Origin of the sequence: Xylanibacter brevis P6B11, assembly GCF_000621825.1 — a bacterium.
Classification (GTDB): domain Bacteria; phylum Bacteroidota; class Bacteroidia; order Bacteroidales; family Bacteroidaceae; genus Prevotella; species Prevotella brevis.
In genome coordinates, this window is sequence record NZ_JHXG01000003.1 from 301,525 (window position 1) to 316,777 (window position 15,253).

Below are 15,253 nucleotides of genomic sequence, written 5' to 3' on the forward strand. Positions count from 1 at the left end.
AGATAGCTATCATCCGCAAGATGGTAGCTATCTTTGTTTTTATACGATTGATGAATTATGCGGGATTGTTTTCTGCAAAGATCTTCATGCGCTCATCCAACTGTGCATACTGATGATCTTCGATGAACGAAGTGCAGACACGCAGACCTTCCTGATGCGAACCCGTGGTGACAAGGCAGATGGCCGACACACCATAGTACATCAGCTCGCGGGCCAGTTGGCCGCTGGTCATGCCTTTATAGCCAATGGTGAAATAGAAGCCATCGGCCACGGGACGATCCAGGTCGCGGTCGTAAACCACGTGGAACCCGTGACGCAGGAAGATCTCTTTCAACTTATGGGCACGCTCGCCATAGACCTTGACTTCGTCGCGGAAGTGGTACTCACCATCACAAGCGGCACGGAACATCTCGGCCAGTGCATACTGAGCCGAATGGCTGGTGCCACTACTCAGTGCGTAAAGCATGCGGGTAGAGAATACCAGACCGAAGGGCAGACCTTCATAGCGTGCTGCCAGGTCGGGGAAGTGGCGATGGAAAAGCTGGTCGCTGATGCAAACCACACCGATGCGCTCACCAGCATAGCTGAATGCCTTAGAACCGCTGATCAGCAACATGTAGTTGTCGGTGTAACGGGCCACGGTGGGCTGATAGGGTGGCTGGAAGGGTACGCTCAGGTCCTCGCGGAAGTCCATGGCGAAGTAGGCCAGGTCTTCCATCACAATGGCATCATACTTGGTGGCCAGTGTGCCAATGGTTTGCAACTCGCTCTCTGTCAGGCAGACCCAAGAGGGGTTGTTGGGATTGGAATAGACAATAGCGCAGATGTTACCCTTGCTGAGATAGCTCTCGAGTTTGGCTTGCAACTTATCGCCGCGGAAGTCATAGACGTCGAACGTCTCGTACTTCACGCCTTGCACCTGTAGCTGCATCTTCTGCACAGGGAAGCCCGGGTCGATAAACAGGACGGTGTCTTTCTGCTTGTTGGCCTGCGAACAGGTGAGGAACGAAGCAAAGGTGCCCTGCATAGAGCCGCAAACGGGTACGCAACCCTCGGCGGCAATGTCCACGCCGATGAAGGCTTTCACAAAGCGCGAGGCCTGCTTCTTCAGTTCGGGATAGCCCTGAATGTCGGGATAAGAGTGAGCAATGCCGCTCTGTAGGGCTTTGATCTGAGCCTCGACACCCACCTTGGCGGCAGGCAGACCGGGGATGCCCATCTCCATCTTGATATACTCCACGCCGCTATCTTTCTCGGCGGTGGCTGCCACCTGCTTCACTTCGCGGATGGTAGCTTTAGCAAAGTCCTGAATGCCCATCTTGGCAATCAGTGCGTCAACGATTTCTTTCTTTATTGGTGTTGGTTTCATAATCATGCAAACAGGTCGAGCACGAAGCGTGTGCCCTTAGTGAACTGTGGGTCAATTTCCAGGTCGCCCTTCATCTTCAGTGCCATCTGCTTGCAGATAGGCAGTCCCAGACCGTCGCCTGTGGTGAGGTCGCGGACTTCACGGAAAGGCTTGAAGAGCTCGTCGCGCTGCTCTTCGGGGATGCTCTCGCCGGTGTTGGATACCAGGAACTGGAACTTATGCACGCTGCGCTTCTTGAACTCGAGGGTGATATGTCCGCCCTCTGGGGTGTGCTCAGCGGCATTGCTCAGCAGGTGGAAAATGATGTGAGAGACGTAGGCGCGATTGATGTTGGCAAACATCTTGGGCACGTTGACGGTCAGTTCTACGTCCTTGCGCACCTTGTCGCGAATCTCATCCATCAGTGCCTCACAGTATTGGGTCAGCGCGGTCTCCTCCAGTTCTACTTCCTCGTCCATCGAGTTCTCGATGTCTGAGAGTGTCTGAATGTGCGAAGAGAACTCGAGCAGAGCCTTGATCTCTGGCTGTTGTCCGTCAATCTTGCGCAGTGTGGGTTCCAGCTGGGCCGAGATGTTGCTGATGAACTTAGCCTTCAGCGCATTATTCTCGTTGGCCAACTTGATGGTCTTCTTCTGCTTGCGGGTGAGCAGGATGAAGCGCATGAGGGTGATGCCGCCCACGGCCAGTGCGATGACCAGTGCTACGACGACCACGATGAGGGCAATGATGAAGCCCATGCGCAGGGACAGCGTGCTGTCTTTGTCGGCAATAGAGGCCTCGTTGTCGGCTATCTGCTGTTTCAGCGAGTCAATCTCCTCGGCAGTCTTCAGGGCGCTGACAGAGTCTTTCCACACCATATAGCTGCGATAAGACTCGGCCACCAAGCTGGCACTGTTGCTGCGACGGCCGTTGGCAATCAGCATCTTGTAGGCTTCGTCCACCTTGTCGTACTCCTTCTGGGCGGTGAGCTTCTTCGACATCTGTGTGAACATGGCATCGCCCAGCTCGTTCTGTCCGAAGGTGTAATAGTAGATGGTCTTGTTGTAGAGCAGGTCGTTCTTCAAGCTCTCGTCGTTGGCCCTGGCTGCATAGACCTCCATGTTCTTGATATGGTCCATCGCGCTGGCGCTGCGACGCATTCTGACGTACATCTGCATGCGCTCCTTCGAGGTGAGGTAGCGCATGCCAGCCTTAGTCTGTTCGTTGGCGCTGGCATTACTGATCGTTGCATCGATGTCGCGCAGCAACTCGAAGGCTTCTTTGAAAGCGTTCTCTTTGTAGTACAGCGATGCGGCCTTGACGCCACACTCCACGCCCGACTTCAGTTGACCTTTGCTGGCATAGTCGCGGAAGGCCTTGATGTAGGAAGAGCGCGCGGCTGTTATGTTGGTGCCTTCTTCTTCGAGGGCACGCTGGTGGTACTCACTCTTGTCCTGTGCAAACGCGATGATGCTACAGGTGAGAATGGCCATTATGAATACATAAAATCTTTTCATCATGTTATTAGTTCTTTTTGTTCTTATTGTTATTTCTGAGCTTCACGTCCCAGTGCCAGAGCCTTGATGTTGGCCTCGACGATGGCTTCGCCTTTACGACCAAACACGCGGCGGATGGCATCTTCCAACTTCTGGTACTCGATGCCTAATGCCTTCTGGGCAGCACCCAGCAGGATGACGTTGGCCGAGCGGGGCACGCCATTGTCCTTAGCCATCTGCTCAATGTTGAGGCTGATGACGTGGGGCAACTTGGCCAGGTCGCCTTCGATGGTGGCCATATCGGGATAGTTGGGGATGTTGACAAAAGGAGTAGCAGAGGTGATGATCCATCCGTCCTTTTTCAGATAGGGCAGATAGCGCAATGCTTCCATGGGCTCCATCGATATGATAACGTCGGCACTGCCTTTAGCTATCAGGTCGCTATGGATAGGATTGCTGGATATGCGCAGGTTCGACTGTACGTCGCCGCCGCGCTGGCTCATGCCGTGTACCTCGGCCTGTTTGATATAGAGGTTCTCGTTCATGGCGGCTTCGCCAATGATGGTGGCGATAGAGAGGATGCCTTGTCCGCCTACGCCGCAAAGGATGATATCTGTTTTCATTTCTGTGCTTTCTTTTGTTTCAAGTGACGTTGTAGTGTTTGCATGCATTCGCGACGGGGAATGATGACGCTCGTTCCCTTGTAGTTGATCTCGTCGCGGATGATCTGTGTAATCTCTGGCATGTTCTTGGGCAGGGGAACCACCACCTTCAGGTGCTCGTCGGAAAGACCAAGACCGCGGCAGATGGCCTCAAACTTATTGGTGCCGGCAGAGTCTTGTCCACCAGTCATGCCTGTGGTGAGATTGTCTGAGATGATGACGGTGATGTTGGCATTCTCGTTGATGGCATCCAGCAGGCCCGTCATGCCGCTGTGCGTGAAGGTAGAGTCGCCAATGATGGCTACGGCTGGCCACTGACCTGCGTCGGCAGCACCTTTGGCCATGGTGATTGAAGCACCCATATCTACACACGAATGGATGGCACGGAAGGGGGGCAGGAAGCCCAGCGTGTAGCAGCCAATGTCGCCAAAGACGCGCGGGTTCTCGTATTCCTTCAGCACTTCGTTGAGGGCTGCATACACATCGCGGTGGCCACAACCCTGACAGAGTGCAGGTGGGCGTGGGGCAACGTCGGCACATGGATCGAAGCATTCGCCAATCTCCATGCCCAGCGCCTTCTTCACGATGTCGGGTGTCAGCTCGCCCGTGCGGGGGAGCGTGCCGTCCAACTTGCCATGAACGTTCTTCATATCAGCCACGCCACGCACCATATCCTCGATGAATGGCTGTCCTTCCTCTACAATCAGCACCTCCTGGCACTCGTCCATCAGGCGGCGCACCAGCTTCTTGGGCAGGGGATACTGTGAGATCTTCAGGATGGGGTAGGGGCTTCCCTCAGGGAAACACTCGTTGACATAGTTGAAACCGATGCCGCTGGCAATGACACCCAGCTTGCGGTCGTGACCCTCTACGTATATATTATATGGTGAGTTGGCAGCGTCTTCCTCGAGAGTGGCCTGCTGAGCCGTCACCACGTCGTTGCGCTTGCGGGCGTTGGCAGGCAGCAATACCCAGTTGGAAGCGATGGCATCGTAGTTCATCTCGTTTTCAGGGCGAGCCTCGCTAGCCACCTCGACCACTGCACGAGAGTGGGCCATGCGGGTGGTGACACGCATCAGCACAGGCAATTTCTGCTGCTCGCTGTACTCAAAGGCGCGTGCCATCATGTCGTAGGCTTCCTGCTGATTAGAGGGCTCGAAAGTGGGAATCAGGGCAAACTTTCCATAAAAGCGCGAGTCTTGCTCGTCTTGCGAAGAGTGCATCGAGGGGTCGTCGGCTACCAGAACGATGACGCCGCCGTTGACACCCGTCATACCGCTGTTGACAAACGGGTCGGCACAGACGTTCAGTCCCACGTGCTTCATGCATACCAGTGCTCGTTTGCCCATGAACGACATGCCCAGTGCAGCCTCCATGGCTGTCTTCTCGTTGGTGCTCCAGCGACTGTGGATGCCGCGTTCCTGTGCTAATGGATTGTTCTGTATAAACTCAGTGATTTCGGTCGAGGGCGTACCCGGATATGCATAAACGCCAGAGAGACCTGCGTGGATAGCTCCCAGCGCTATGGCCTCGTCGCCTAGTAAAAGTTTCTTGTTTGCCATGATTCTTATTAAGTTGTGTAATTTAATGACTGCAAATATAGACATTTTTTTTATAACAGCCAAGATAAAATGCTTTTTTTGCTTAAGGGCGGGGAGTAATTCATATTTATTCTGTAACTTTGCAACTGCAAAACAATAACTTTTCCAGTGCAGGAGTAAAGCTATTACATTCTAAAAGCGTTACTATTAGCATGGAAAACCAATGCTTTATGGATATGAGAGGCAATGAGATAAAAGTGGTGGCGATAGATGCCGACGATACGTTGTGGGACTGTCAGGGCTTTTTCGACGAGGTGGAAAAGCACCTGTATCGTCTGATAGCGCCTTATTGTGAGGATCCTAAACGTGAGCTTTTTAAGACAGAGTCGGCCAATATGGCGGATATGGGCTATGGCTGTAAGGCCTTTACTATCAGCATCCTGGAGACGGCCATGCGTGTGGGCGGCTCTCATCTGTCGATAGACGAACTGAACAATCTGTTGAAGGATTGTAAGTCATTGCTACGTCTGCCTGCAACACCACTGAAAGGCGTGGCCGAAACGCTCGAGAAACTGCAGGATAGTCCCTATAAGTTGGTGTGCTTCACCAAGGGCGAACTGCAGGATCAGGAGAACAAACTGAAGCGTTCGGGACTGCTGAAATACTTTGACGATGTGGAGATCACTTCCGATAAGACCCAACGCGAGTTTCTGGCGCTGTGTGAACACCAGCATATCCATCCCTCAGAACTACTCATGATTGGCAACTCGCTGAAGAGCGACATCGCGCCAGCGCTGGCTATTGGTGCCTGGGGCATCCATATCCCCTTTCATGTGACGTGGCAATTGGAGCATTTCGACGATATTGACCACGAACGACTGATCAAAGTGGAACACTTCAGCGATATTCTGCGCTACCTTTAAAACTGCCATCAGCATTTCATTTGAGCTAACCGAACGACCTATTCAGGCCCTACGGCTGATCAAGAGTGGCCCTTTTGCTGACTAAGAGTGGCCCTTTTGCTCTCCAATAGTGGCCCTTTTGCTTTCTAATAGTGGCACTTTTACTCCGCATCTAGACTCTAGAACTCCTCATTCCAGACTCTAGATTGATCGATTCTAGACTCTAGATTGCACCGTTCTAGACTCTAGATTCAACACCATACTGCCACTCTTGCTTCATTGCTCATTAACTATTGACCATTAAAAATGCTACTCTTGCTCTACAAAACGAGTGCTTTTCCCTTCTCACCTCTCACCTCTCATCTCTCATCTTGCGGCAACGCCGCACATCTCTCATCTCTCATCTTGCGGCAACGCCGCACCCCTCTCCATACGCTTTGTATTTGTATTTTAATACAAGAAATCCCACAGATATTTTGCCATCTGTGGGGTTTTTTGTACCTTTGTGGCCAAAATAAGAATAAATACGTATTTAACAAAGATGGAAAACAAGAATTATAAGCGTACGACGGTGACGTCGGCGCTGCCCTATGCTAATGGTGGCGTGCATATCGGACACTTGGCCGGTGTGTATGTGCCTGCTGATATTTATGTGCGCTATCTTCGCCTGAAGAAGCGCGACGTACTGTTTATCGGAGGTAGCGATGAGCACGGTGTGCCCATCACAGTACGTGCCCGCAAGGAGGGTATCACACCTCAGGATGTGGTAGATCGCTATCACAAGATGATTAAGGACTCGTTCGAGGAGTTTGGTATCTCGTTCGATATCTATAGCCGCACCACCTCAGAGACACATCATAAGTTTGCTGCAGAGTGGTTCAAGAAACTCTATGACGAGGGCAAGTTGACCGAGGAAACAACCGAGCAGCTCTACGACGAGGAGGCTAAGCAATTCCTGGCCGACCGCTATGTGACTGGCGAGTGCCCCCACTGTCATGCGCAGGGAGCTTATGGCGACCAGTGCGAGAAGTGCGGCCGCGACCTTTCGCCCACAGAACTCATCAATCCTAAGTCAACCATCTCTGGTTCTACACCTGTGCTGAAAAAGACCAAGAACTGGTATCTGCCCTTGAACGAGTATCAGGACTGGTTGAAGCAGTGGATTCTGGAGGAGCACAAGGAGTGGCGCCCCAACGTTTACGGTCAGTGCAAGAGCTGGCTGGATATGGACCTGCAGCCACGTGCCATGACTCGCGACCTGGATTGGGGTATTCCTGTGCCTGTGAAGGATGCAGAAGGCAAGGTGCTCTACGTATGGTTTGATGCACCTATCGGCTATGTGTCAAACACTAAGGAACTCTGCGAGAAGGAGCCCGAGAAGTGGGGCAACTGGGAGAAGTGGTGGCAGGATGAGGACACCCGTCTGGTGCACTTCATTGGTAAGGACAACATCGTGTTCCACTGCATCATCTTCCCTGTGATGATGAAGGCCCACGGCAAGTATATCATGCCCGACAATGTGCCTGCCAACGAGTTCCTGAATCTGGAAAACGACAAGATCTCTACTTCGCGCAACTGGGCTGTATGGCTCCACGAGTATCTGGTAGATATGCCTGGCAAACAGGATGTGCTGCGCTATGTGCTGACTGCCAATGCACCTGAGACCAAGGACAATAACTTCACCTGGAAGGACTTCCAGGATCGCAATAACAACGAACTCGTTGCTGTTTATGGTAACTTCGTCAACCGTGCACTTCAGCTCACCAAGAAGTATTGGAACGGTGTCGTTCCTGCTTGTGGCGAACTGCAGGAGGTGGATAAGCAGGCCCTCGAGGAGTTTAAGGACGTGAAGGCCAAGGTAGAGGCACTGCTGGAGCAGTTTAAGTTCCGTGATGCCCAGTTTGAGGCCATGAACCTGGCTCGTATAGGCAACCGCTACATCACCGAGTGCGAGCCTTGGAAGGTATGGAAGACCGATCCCAAGCGCTGCGAGACCATCCTGAACATCTGCTTGCAGCTCACCGCCAACCTGGCTATTGCCTTCGAACCATTCTTACCTTTCAGCAGCAAGAAACTGCGCGAGATGCTGAACATCGACAACTTCGAGTGGGAGCAGTTGGGCAGCACCAACCTCCTGGAGGCTGGACACCAATTGGGCGAGCCTGCACTGCTGTTCGAGAAGATCGAGGATGAGGTCATCCAGAAGCAGCTCGACAAGTTGGAGGCTACCAAGAAGGCAAACCAGGCAGCTGCTTATAAGGCCGCTCCTATCAAGGATACCGTATCGTTCGAGGACTTCGAGAAGCTTGATATTCGTGTAGGTCTGGTGAAGGATTGTCAGAAGGTGAAGAAGTCGAAGAAGCTGTTGCAGTTCACCATTGATGATGGTTCAGGCACCGATCGCACCATTTGCTCGGGCATTGCCGCCTTCTACGAGAACCCCGAAGAACTGATTGGAAAGCGCATTCTCTTCGTGGCCAACTTTGCTCCTCGCACCATGATGGGCATCGAGAGCCAGGGCATGATTCTTTCTGCCGTTGATGCCGACGAGAGTCTGAGCGTTGTAACCACAACAAAAGATGTGAAACCTGGTAGTCAGGTGGGATAAATAAGAGAAACTGCGAGTAAATGAAGAATATTTGGGTAACAAACATACAACAACCTCAAATCGAGCAATTAGGCATTTCTCCTTCAGATTGTATCGAATGGGCTAAGTATGCTTTCCTCATCAAGGATAAAGCCCAAATGCCAGCTAAACTGAGTGTTGTGCCTCAGCGTTCTGATTTTATCACGTCTATGCCTTGTTTGCTTCCTGATGAGGGCGGAAATAGATATTTTGGAATTAAAGTGGTAAATCGTATTGAGGGACAAACACCCACCTTGCAGAGTATCATTTACCTATATGAGGCTGCAACAGGACAACTCCTGGCGCTTATCGATGGTAACTGGATAACAGCGATGCGTACCGGGGCTGTAGCAGCATTGGCTGTCAGACAACTGCAGCGCAAGGGAGTTGACACCTACTCAGTGATGGGATTGGGCAATATTGCTCGTGCTGTGGCATTATGTCTGATAGATGATAATAGGGAAAGACCAATCAAGTTCCGCCTGATGCGCTATAAGAATCAGGCGGACTTGTTTGTTGATCGCTTTAAGTCTTTTAAGAATGTGTCTTTTGAAATCATTGATGATAGACGGACATTCTTATCTGAAGCCGACGTACTTTTATCGTGTGTCACTGTGGCTACAGAATTGCTTTTCCCCGATGATGCGTGGTTTAAGCCAGGCTTGACACTTGTTCCTGTGCATACACGTGGCTTCCAGAATTGCGATCTTTTCTTTGATAAGGTATTTGGAGATGATACGGAGCAAATACAAAAGTTCAAGTACTTTAGTAGATTTCGTCAATATGCAGAATTAAAAGAGGTCTTGGAGGGAAAGATCATAGGACGTGCTGACGATGAAGAGCGAATCATTAGCTATAATTACGGCATGGCACTTCATGATATTGTCTTTGCGACAAAGATTTATGAACGTATAAAAGGTCACTCTGTAGGCTTTGAATTGTCAATTCAAGATAAGAAAATCTGGGTTTAATGATGGCTGAGACGCTGAAAGAGAAAACTGCTAAAGGTCTATTCTGGGGTGGGCTGAGCAATGGCGTTCAGCAGGTGTTGGCATTGGTGTTCGGCATCATCCTTGCCCGAAAGCTGGATCGTGGTGACTATGGTATGATTGCCATGATTGCCATCTTCTCGGTGATAGCCACAGAACTGCAGTCCAGCGGCTTCAAGACGGCTTTGCTGAAGACAAAGAATCCGCAGCACGAGGATTACAACTCGGTGTTCTGGTTCAATGTTTTTGCCGGATTGATACTCTATGCGATCCTCTTTTTCTCTGCGCCTTTCATTGCTGACTTCTATCATAAGCCCGAACTGGTGTTGCTTTGTCGCTATGCTTTCCTGGGCTTTGTGTTCTCTAGTTGGGGAATGGCTCAGTCGGCCTATCTCACGAAAAACCTGAAGATCAAGGAGGTGGCCAAATGTACGATGATAGCTACATTGGCATCATGCGTCATTGGTGTTGTGATGGCCTACTGTCATTGCTCCTATTGGTCGCTGGCTACGCAGAGCTTGACGTTGATACTCATCAACACCCTGCTTCTGTGGTATTACAGTCCTTGGCGCCCAACGCTGCATATCGACTTCGGTCCCGTGAAGCGTATGTTCCCCTTCAGTGTGAATATCATGCTCTCGGCCATTCTCATGCAGGTCAACGCCAATATCATGAGTATCTTGCTGGGGCGCTATTTCACTAAAGAGGAGACGGGCGATTATAGTCAGGCTTATAAGTGGAGCTCCATGAGCATGTTGCTGTTGCAAGGCATGCTCAAGCAGGTAGATGTGCCCGTGCTGGCCGGTTTGCAGGACGAGCGCGAACGACAGTTGCGGGTGCTGCGCAAGATGATGCGCTTCACGGCCTTTATCTCATTCCCCGTTTTGTTCGGTTTCGCATTGGTGTCTCACGAGTTTATCATGATCACCATTGGTCAGAAGTGGGAGCAGTCTGCTCAGCTTTTGCCCTACCTTTGTCTCAGTTGTGCCTTTGTTCCGCTTGTCACACTGATGCAGGATGCCATCGTGGCGCGTGGCAAGAGCAACATCTATATGGTGAATACCTGTCTGTTGGGATTGGCTCAGTTGGCACTGCTCTATACGCTCTGGCCCTACGGTCTCAGGGTGATGGTTTGTGTGTTCGTGGCTGTCAATCTGCTGTGGGTGCCCATCTGGTTCTTCTTCCTGAAGCGACTGACGGGCTATCGCTGGACGTCGTTCTTTGCCGACTTTGCACCTTTTGCCCTCTCGGCTTTTGGCGTGATGGGACTTACTTATCTGCTGACGTGTGGTCTTGAGAATGATTATCTGCTGTTGTCGAGTCGCATCTTGATTGCTGCACTATTATACTATGCCGTGATGCGCATCGCAAAGGTGAAGATACTGGACGAGTGCCAGCAGTTCGTGTTACAAAAGATAAGAAAGAATGATGCCAACCATTAACTCCAAGATCATATCCATACTGCGTTTCCCATTGACCTTTCTGGTCGTAGTGATACACTCGCGAGGCGAAGTGACGCACGTCTCAGATTGGTCGCATCTCACGATGGCGGATGTTTGCAGCTTGGTCAAGGTGTTCCTGAGTGATGGTGTTGCCCAGATAGCCGTGCCCACATTCTTTTTTATCTCAGGCTATCTGTTCTTTTATCAGTTGGAGAAGCTCGACCTTTCCACTTACAAGCGCAAGTTGAAGAGTCGTTTCCACACGCTCTTCGTGCCTTTCGTCTTGTGGAATCTGTTGTGTATTCCTCTGACGATGCTCGTGTTCTATGGCGAGAGTCTTGGGGGAACCAGTCTTCCCACAAAGGCTGTTGACTATTGGAACAACATCCCGTGGGGACACATCTTCTGGGATTACACCTCGCACCATGCCGAATATCCCAATCTACTTGGCATGCCCTTGCTCCTCAATGGTCCTGTATTAGGCACCTTTTGGTATGTGCGAGACTTGATATTGATTGTTCTGCTTTCGCCAGTCTTCTATTGGTTCTTGAAGCGCACGGGAAAGTATGGCGCCATGCTCCTTCTTTTGCTGTTGTGCTTCAGGGTGTGGCCCTACATGACGTTGCGTGTGCAATGTCTTTACTTCGTGTTGGGTGGCTATTGGAGCATGAACAAGCACAATCTGTATATAGAGAATAAGGTGTTGAGAAAGCTCAACTACCTGTTGACCGTTGGTTTGCTGCTATTCCTCACGGCTGTGGGAAGCTACGAGCATTTCTGGGGTTTCCAGCTGATCACGCTTTATGCGCTTTCAGGCATGGCAACAGCCTTTTGTTTGGCTCACAAGTTGCTACAGCATCGTCCCGATTTCCGGTTCCCAAAGATACTCAATGACAGCAGCTTCTTTGTATATGCCTTGCACATTGAGTTCTCATTGCCGTTGGCTTTCTTCGTGGTAAAGGCTGTCTTCAAGCATCTTCCTGCCGACCTGCTGCTCTTCCAGTATTTGTTGGTTCCCGTTGTTATCTATGCTATCAGCGTGGGTGCTTATTGGCTGATGCAGAAGCTTACGCCAGGCTTCCTTCGTCTGCTCACTGGTAATCGTTAAGGAAGGCAATAGGAAACCCCAAAAGGAAAAAAGACGAAGCATCATTCGCCGCCTATTGAAGTCCCAGCGAACGAATGATTTCTTCATAGGTATTCTCTGCAACGCTCTTGCCGTTGCCTGGGAGCAGCGTCTTTTGCAGGAACTCTGTACGTTCCTCTCGTTTGGTGTCGTTGCCAGCCAGCACCACCTCTTCAACGAATCTTTGAATGTCGTTTTGATCTTTTCCGATGTAATGCTCGTCGTAGGCCATTTGGCTGAGCTTGCTCACCTCTCTCTTAATCAGGCTGACGTCCCTGCTGATAAACATGACGGGCTTGTTGAAGTACAGATAGTCAATGACAAACGAACCGCTGTCATGGACCATGGCGTCTGAACCGCGGAAGAGATCCACGAAGTCGCCAGTTTCCAACTGCGTGTTGGGCATCGTGGCCCATTTCTGGTAGTAGGCATCTGCACGCTCCTGTCCCCATTCCGGATGTTTGCAAAGCTCGCGATAGAGACTGGGATGAGGCTTGAACGCTATCTGCAGTCGGTCCTGGTTGCGCTCGGCCAGTTCCACCATGAAGTCGCAAAGATTCAGGAAGTTTGATCGTGAGAACGAGGTTCCGGCATTTGCCAGGGTGAAATGTGGCGCCCAGATCAGATGCTTACGCTGATGATGCTCGTCGTGCCAGGCCGTGGAGGGGGCGTCTTGCGTGAAAATATCCGAACTTGGATAGCCCGTAACCACCGCATTGCGTGCTTTGTTCTTCGCAAAGTGCTGAGCATCTTGCAGACTATAGCGGTCGAAGTAGAACAATTTCCATGCAATGTTCTGGAAAGGTCCATCGTAGTTATAGGCTGTTGATGCCTGCAGATAGCAATAGGGATAATATGCAATCAGACGGTCGGTGAACTGCAGGAAGCAGTGCTTGGGATGGAACACGCCATGGTAGGGTTGCGTGTAGAGCACGATGTCGGGGTCGATGTCGCGTCTCACGTCCATGGGTGGCTCGTTGTCTTCCAGTCGCCAGTCGTGGAAAGGCATGTGTTGCTCAGTGAAGAAAGTGCGCATCTTCTGCAGGTTGCTCAGCTTCTGCTTGTATTCATGATAGATGGCTGGCGACAGGATGATGTGCAGTTCAAATCGCTTGTCGGCCTCCAGTTGGCGGTACAGTCCCTGATACTTCCACATGGCGATGTCGGTGACGAAGAAAGCCACACGGATGGTCTGTCGCTTCTGCAGCTTCTTGATGAATCGTTTCTGTCTGGCGGGCATCACTTTGAAGCCCCAATGCTCCAACCAGTACTCTTCTACGTATTGGCCAAGGATGGTCAGTTTGTCTCTGAACGATGTTGCCATAAGGAAGTTTTTTGAATCTTTATTGATGCGGTTTGGTGTGCAAAAGTACTATAATTTGTTTGAAGTTCAAAATTTTATTTGTACTTTTGCACCTACTAATTTTTACAGAAATATCATGGAGTACTATTCAGCCAAGACTGATATTGCAGTGCTGGTTCTGTTTTTCAACAGACCCGACATGCTTCAGCGCCTGTTCGAACAGATTAAGAAGGCACGCCCTTCCAAGCTATTGCTGTATCAGGACGGTCCGCGCAACGAGGCTGATATGGAGAAGATGATGCAGTGCAGGGAGATTGTGGCCGATGCGCAGATAGACTGGCACTGCAAGGTGCATCGAAACTATAGCGAGGTGAACCGCGGATGCGATCCCTCCAACTATCTGTCGGTGAAATGGGCCTTCTCGCTCTATGACAAGTGTATCAAGTTTGAGGACGACGACTGTCCTTCACTCTCGTTTTTCCCCTTTTGCAAAGAGATGCTCGATCGCTACGAGAATGACCAGCGCATCAGCATCATCACGGGTATGAACTACGACGAGCGCACACCCGACATGCCCTACGACTATTTCTTCACCACCACGTTCAGCATCAACGGCTGGGCCACCTGGCGCCGTGTTGTTGACCAGTGGGACGACGAGCATTATGCCTTCCTGGATGATGCATACAACATGCACCAGCTGGAGGCACTCATCAAGGAGAGAAAGTATCAGAAAGACTTCGTGAAGTTCTGCCGCTATCACCGTTCTCTTGGCAAGGCCTACTACGAGACCCTCTTCCACGCGTCTATGTTCTTCAACTCCGGCCTGAGCATCATACCTCGTGTGAACATGATTTCTAATGCTGGCGCTACAGACGAGGGTACACATTATTCCGGTAGTAACGATACCATTCCGAGCGGACTGCGACGCATCTTCACCATGCGCCATCACGAGCTGACGTTCCCGTTGCGCCATCCTAAGTATGTCATCGAGAATGTGGAGTATAAGCAACGTGCTTTCCGCATCATGGCGTGGGGACATCCTTGGGTGAAGATGTGGCGCTCTGTGGAGGAACTATGGCTGAATCTGCGTCATGGCAACCTGCGTCGCATCGTGGAGGCAATCGCCAACCGCGTAAAAATCTGGACGGGGCATTCTAAGTTCGACTAATCCCTTTGCTTTATTTGTAATAGCGTGCTACCAATGGTTCAATGGCCGTTGGTATCATCCCTGCTATGCTCTTGCCGGCTTTCACTCGCTGGCGTATCTCGGTGCTGCTGATGTCCAGCAGTTCCGTGTCCACCACCTTCACGTTCTGTGGCACCTCGGCAATGGTGCTGCCCCTGCGGGGATAGACCACCAGTTGATGGTGCTTCAGGATGTCGTCGGCGTGATACCATCTCGAGAAGTTCTGCCAGTTGTCGCCACCTATTAATAATATAAAGGTGTCATTGGGGAAGTCTTCATGTAGTCGTTGCAGTGTGTTCCATGTGTAAGAAGGCCTGGGCATGTGGAACTCATAGTCGCAGGCCTTAAGTCCTTCTTCACCGAGAAGGGCTACTTCTGTCATTTCAAAGCGCAGCTTTTCGTCGAGCAGGTCGCTGCTTTCCTTCAGTGGGTTTTGTGGAGAAACCATAAACCATATCTCGTCGAGTCCAGCCAGTTGCTTCAGCTGTTTGGCTAACGAGATATGGCCTATGTGTATGGGGTTGAATGAACCGCCGAAGAGGCCGATGGACCTCCCCCGGCCCCTCCCAAGGAGGGGAGCGCCTTGCGGGTATGTGTAATTTTCGCTTTCCATTTCCTCAAGCCCCTGATTC

Annotated in this window: 12 protein-coding genes; 6 read left to right on the forward strand and 6 right to left on the reverse strand. The window is 51.1% G+C overall.

Annotation, left to right across the window (positions count from 1 at the left end; all coding sequences use genetic code 11):
• Nucleotides 1–55: 55 nt before the first annotated feature.
• The 4 genes from T496_RS0101300 to T496_RS0101315 are packed head-to-tail and all read right to left on the reverse strand — an operon-like array spanning nucleotide 56 to nucleotide 5,068.
• Entirely contained in the window at nucleotides 56–1,369 is a 1,314-nt protein-coding gene (locus T496_RS0101300) for an aminotransferase class I/II-fold pyridoxal phosphate-dependent enzyme (RefSeq protein WP_027449141.1), read from the reverse strand.
• A 2-nt stretch (nucleotides 1,370–1,371) separates the two neighbouring features.
• The gene (locus T496_RS0101305; protein WP_231477971.1) at nucleotides 1,372–2,868 is read right to left on the reverse strand and encodes a sensor histidine kinase; all 1,497 of its coding nucleotides are present in this window, start codon (nucleotides 2,866–2,868) and stop codon (nucleotides 1,372–1,374) included.
• 26 nt (nucleotides 2,869–2,894) lie between these two features.
• Complete coding sequence (locus tag T496_RS0101310; protein WP_027449143.1) at nucleotides 2,895–3,467, reverse strand: indolepyruvate oxidoreductase subunit beta; 573 nt, start codon at nucleotides 3,465–3,467, stop codon at nucleotides 2,895–2,897.
• Complete coding sequence (locus tag T496_RS0101315; RefSeq protein ID WP_027449144.1) at nucleotides 3,464–5,068, reverse strand: thiamine pyrophosphate-dependent enzyme; 1,605 nt, start codon at nucleotides 5,066–5,068, stop codon at nucleotides 3,464–3,466. Before T496_RS0101315 ends, T496_RS0101310 begins: the two co-directional genes overlap by 4 nt.
• A gap of 209 nt (nucleotides 5,069–5,277) precedes the next feature.
• Here T496_RS0101315 and T496_RS0101320 point away from each other — a divergent pair, with 209 nt between their 5' ends.
• The 5 genes from T496_RS0101320 to T496_RS0101340 all read left to right on the forward strand — a co-directional run bounded on the left by T496_RS0101320 (nucleotide 5,278) and on the right by T496_RS0101340 (nucleotide 12,114).
• Nucleotides 5,278–5,970, forward strand: a complete 693-nt coding sequence (locus T496_RS0101320; protein ID WP_027449145.1) for an HAD family hydrolase — start codon at nucleotides 5,278–5,280, stop codon at nucleotides 5,968–5,970.
• 520 nt (nucleotides 5,971–6,490) lie between these two features.
• Nucleotides 6,491–8,557 carry a methionine--tRNA ligase gene (gene metG, locus T496_RS0101325; RefSeq protein WP_027449146.1) on the forward strand — a complete coding sequence of 689 codons (2,067 nt, stop codon included), beginning with the start codon at nucleotides 6,491–6,493 and terminating at the stop codon, nucleotides 8,555–8,557.
• A gap of 20 nt (nucleotides 8,558–8,577) precedes the next feature.
• Nucleotides 8,578–9,546 carry an ornithine cyclodeaminase family protein gene (locus tag T496_RS0101330; RefSeq protein WP_027449147.1) on the forward strand — a complete coding sequence of 323 codons (969 nt, stop codon included), beginning with the start codon at nucleotides 8,578–8,580 and terminating at the stop codon, nucleotides 9,544–9,546.
• Nucleotides 9,546–11,006, forward strand: coding sequence for a lipopolysaccharide biosynthesis protein (locus T496_RS0101335; protein WP_316928890.1), 1,461 nt, complete (start codon nucleotides 9,546–9,548; stop codon nucleotides 11,004–11,006). Before T496_RS0101330 ends, T496_RS0101335 begins: the two co-directional genes overlap by 1 nt.
• Complete coding sequence (locus tag T496_RS0101340; protein WP_081783493.1) at nucleotides 10,990–12,114, forward strand: acyltransferase family protein; 1,125 nt, start codon at nucleotides 10,990–10,992, stop codon at nucleotides 12,112–12,114. The genes T496_RS0101335 and T496_RS0101340 overlap by 17 nt, the downstream gene beginning before the upstream one ends.
• A gap of 52 nt (nucleotides 12,115–12,166) precedes the next feature.
• On the opposite strand, the gene T496_RS0101345 is transcribed toward T496_RS0101340, so the two are convergent.
• On the reverse strand, nucleotides 12,167–13,456 hold the full coding sequence (locus T496_RS0101345; protein ID WP_027449150.1) for a CDP-glycerol glycerophosphotransferase family protein: 1,290 nt from the start codon (nucleotides 13,454–13,456) through the stop codon (nucleotides 12,167–12,169).
• A gap of 115 nt (nucleotides 13,457–13,571) precedes the next feature.
• Here T496_RS0101345 and T496_RS0101350 point away from each other — a divergent pair, with 115 nt between their 5' ends.
• Nucleotides 13,572–14,603, forward strand: a complete 1,032-nt coding sequence (locus T496_RS0101350; RefSeq protein ID WP_027449151.1) for a hypothetical protein — start codon at nucleotides 13,572–13,574, stop codon at nucleotides 14,601–14,603.
• A gap of 10 nt (nucleotides 14,604–14,613) precedes the next feature.
• Here T496_RS0101350 and nadD read toward each other — a convergent pair whose 3' ends face one another.
• Nucleotides 14,614–15,234, reverse strand: a complete 621-nt coding sequence (gene nadD / locus T496_RS0101355) for a nicotinate (nicotinamide) nucleotide adenylyltransferase (RefSeq protein WP_044110320.1) — start codon at nucleotides 15,232–15,234, stop codon at nucleotides 14,614–14,616.
• Nucleotides 15,235–15,253: the final 19 nt, after the last annotated feature.

What these genes read in the sequence shown, in the direction of transcription:
- T496_RS0101300 (WP_027449141.1), bottom strand. Translation starts at nt 1,369, where the DNA reads ATGAAACCAACACCAATAAAGAAAGAAATCGTTGACGCACTGATTGCC.
- T496_RS0101305 (WP_231477971.1), bottom strand. Translation starts at nt 2,868, where the DNA reads ATGATGAAAAGATTTTATGTATTCATAATGGCCATTCTCACCTGTAGC.
- T496_RS0101310 (WP_027449143.1), bottom strand. Translation starts at nt 3,467, where the DNA reads ATGAAAACAGATATCATCCTTTGCGGCGTAGGCGGACAAGGCATCCTC.
- T496_RS0101315 (WP_027449144.1), bottom strand. Translation starts at nt 5,068, where the DNA reads ATGGCAAACAAGAAACTTTTACTAGGCGACGAGGCCATAGCGCTGGGA.
- T496_RS0101320 (WP_027449145.1), top strand. Translation starts at nt 5,278, where the DNA reads ATGGATATGAGAGGCAATGAGATAAAAGTGGTGGCGATAGATGCCGAC.
- metG (WP_027449146.1), top strand. Translation starts at nt 6,491, where the DNA reads ATGGAAAACAAGAATTATAAGCGTACGACGGTGACGTCGGCGCTGCCC.
- T496_RS0101330 (WP_027449147.1), top strand. Translation starts at nt 8,578, where the DNA reads ATGAAGAATATTTGGGTAACAAACATACAACAACCTCAAATCGAGCAA.
- T496_RS0101335 (WP_316928890.1), top strand. Translation starts at nt 9,546, where the DNA reads ATGATGGCTGAGACGCTGAAAGAGAAAACTGCTAAAGGTCTATTCTGG.
- T496_RS0101340 (WP_081783493.1), top strand. Translation starts at nt 10,990, where the DNA reads ATGATGCCAACCATTAACTCCAAGATCATATCCATACTGCGTTTCCCA.
- T496_RS0101345 (WP_027449150.1), bottom strand. Translation starts at nt 13,456, where the DNA reads ATGGCAACATCGTTCAGAGACAAACTGACCATCCTTGGCCAATACGTA.
- T496_RS0101350 (WP_027449151.1), top strand. Translation starts at nt 13,572, where the DNA reads ATGGAGTACTATTCAGCCAAGACTGATATTGCAGTGCTGGTTCTGTTT.
- nadD (WP_044110320.1), bottom strand. Translation starts at nt 15,234, where the DNA reads ATGGAAAGCGAAAATTACACATACCCGCAAGGCGCTCCCCTCCTTGGG.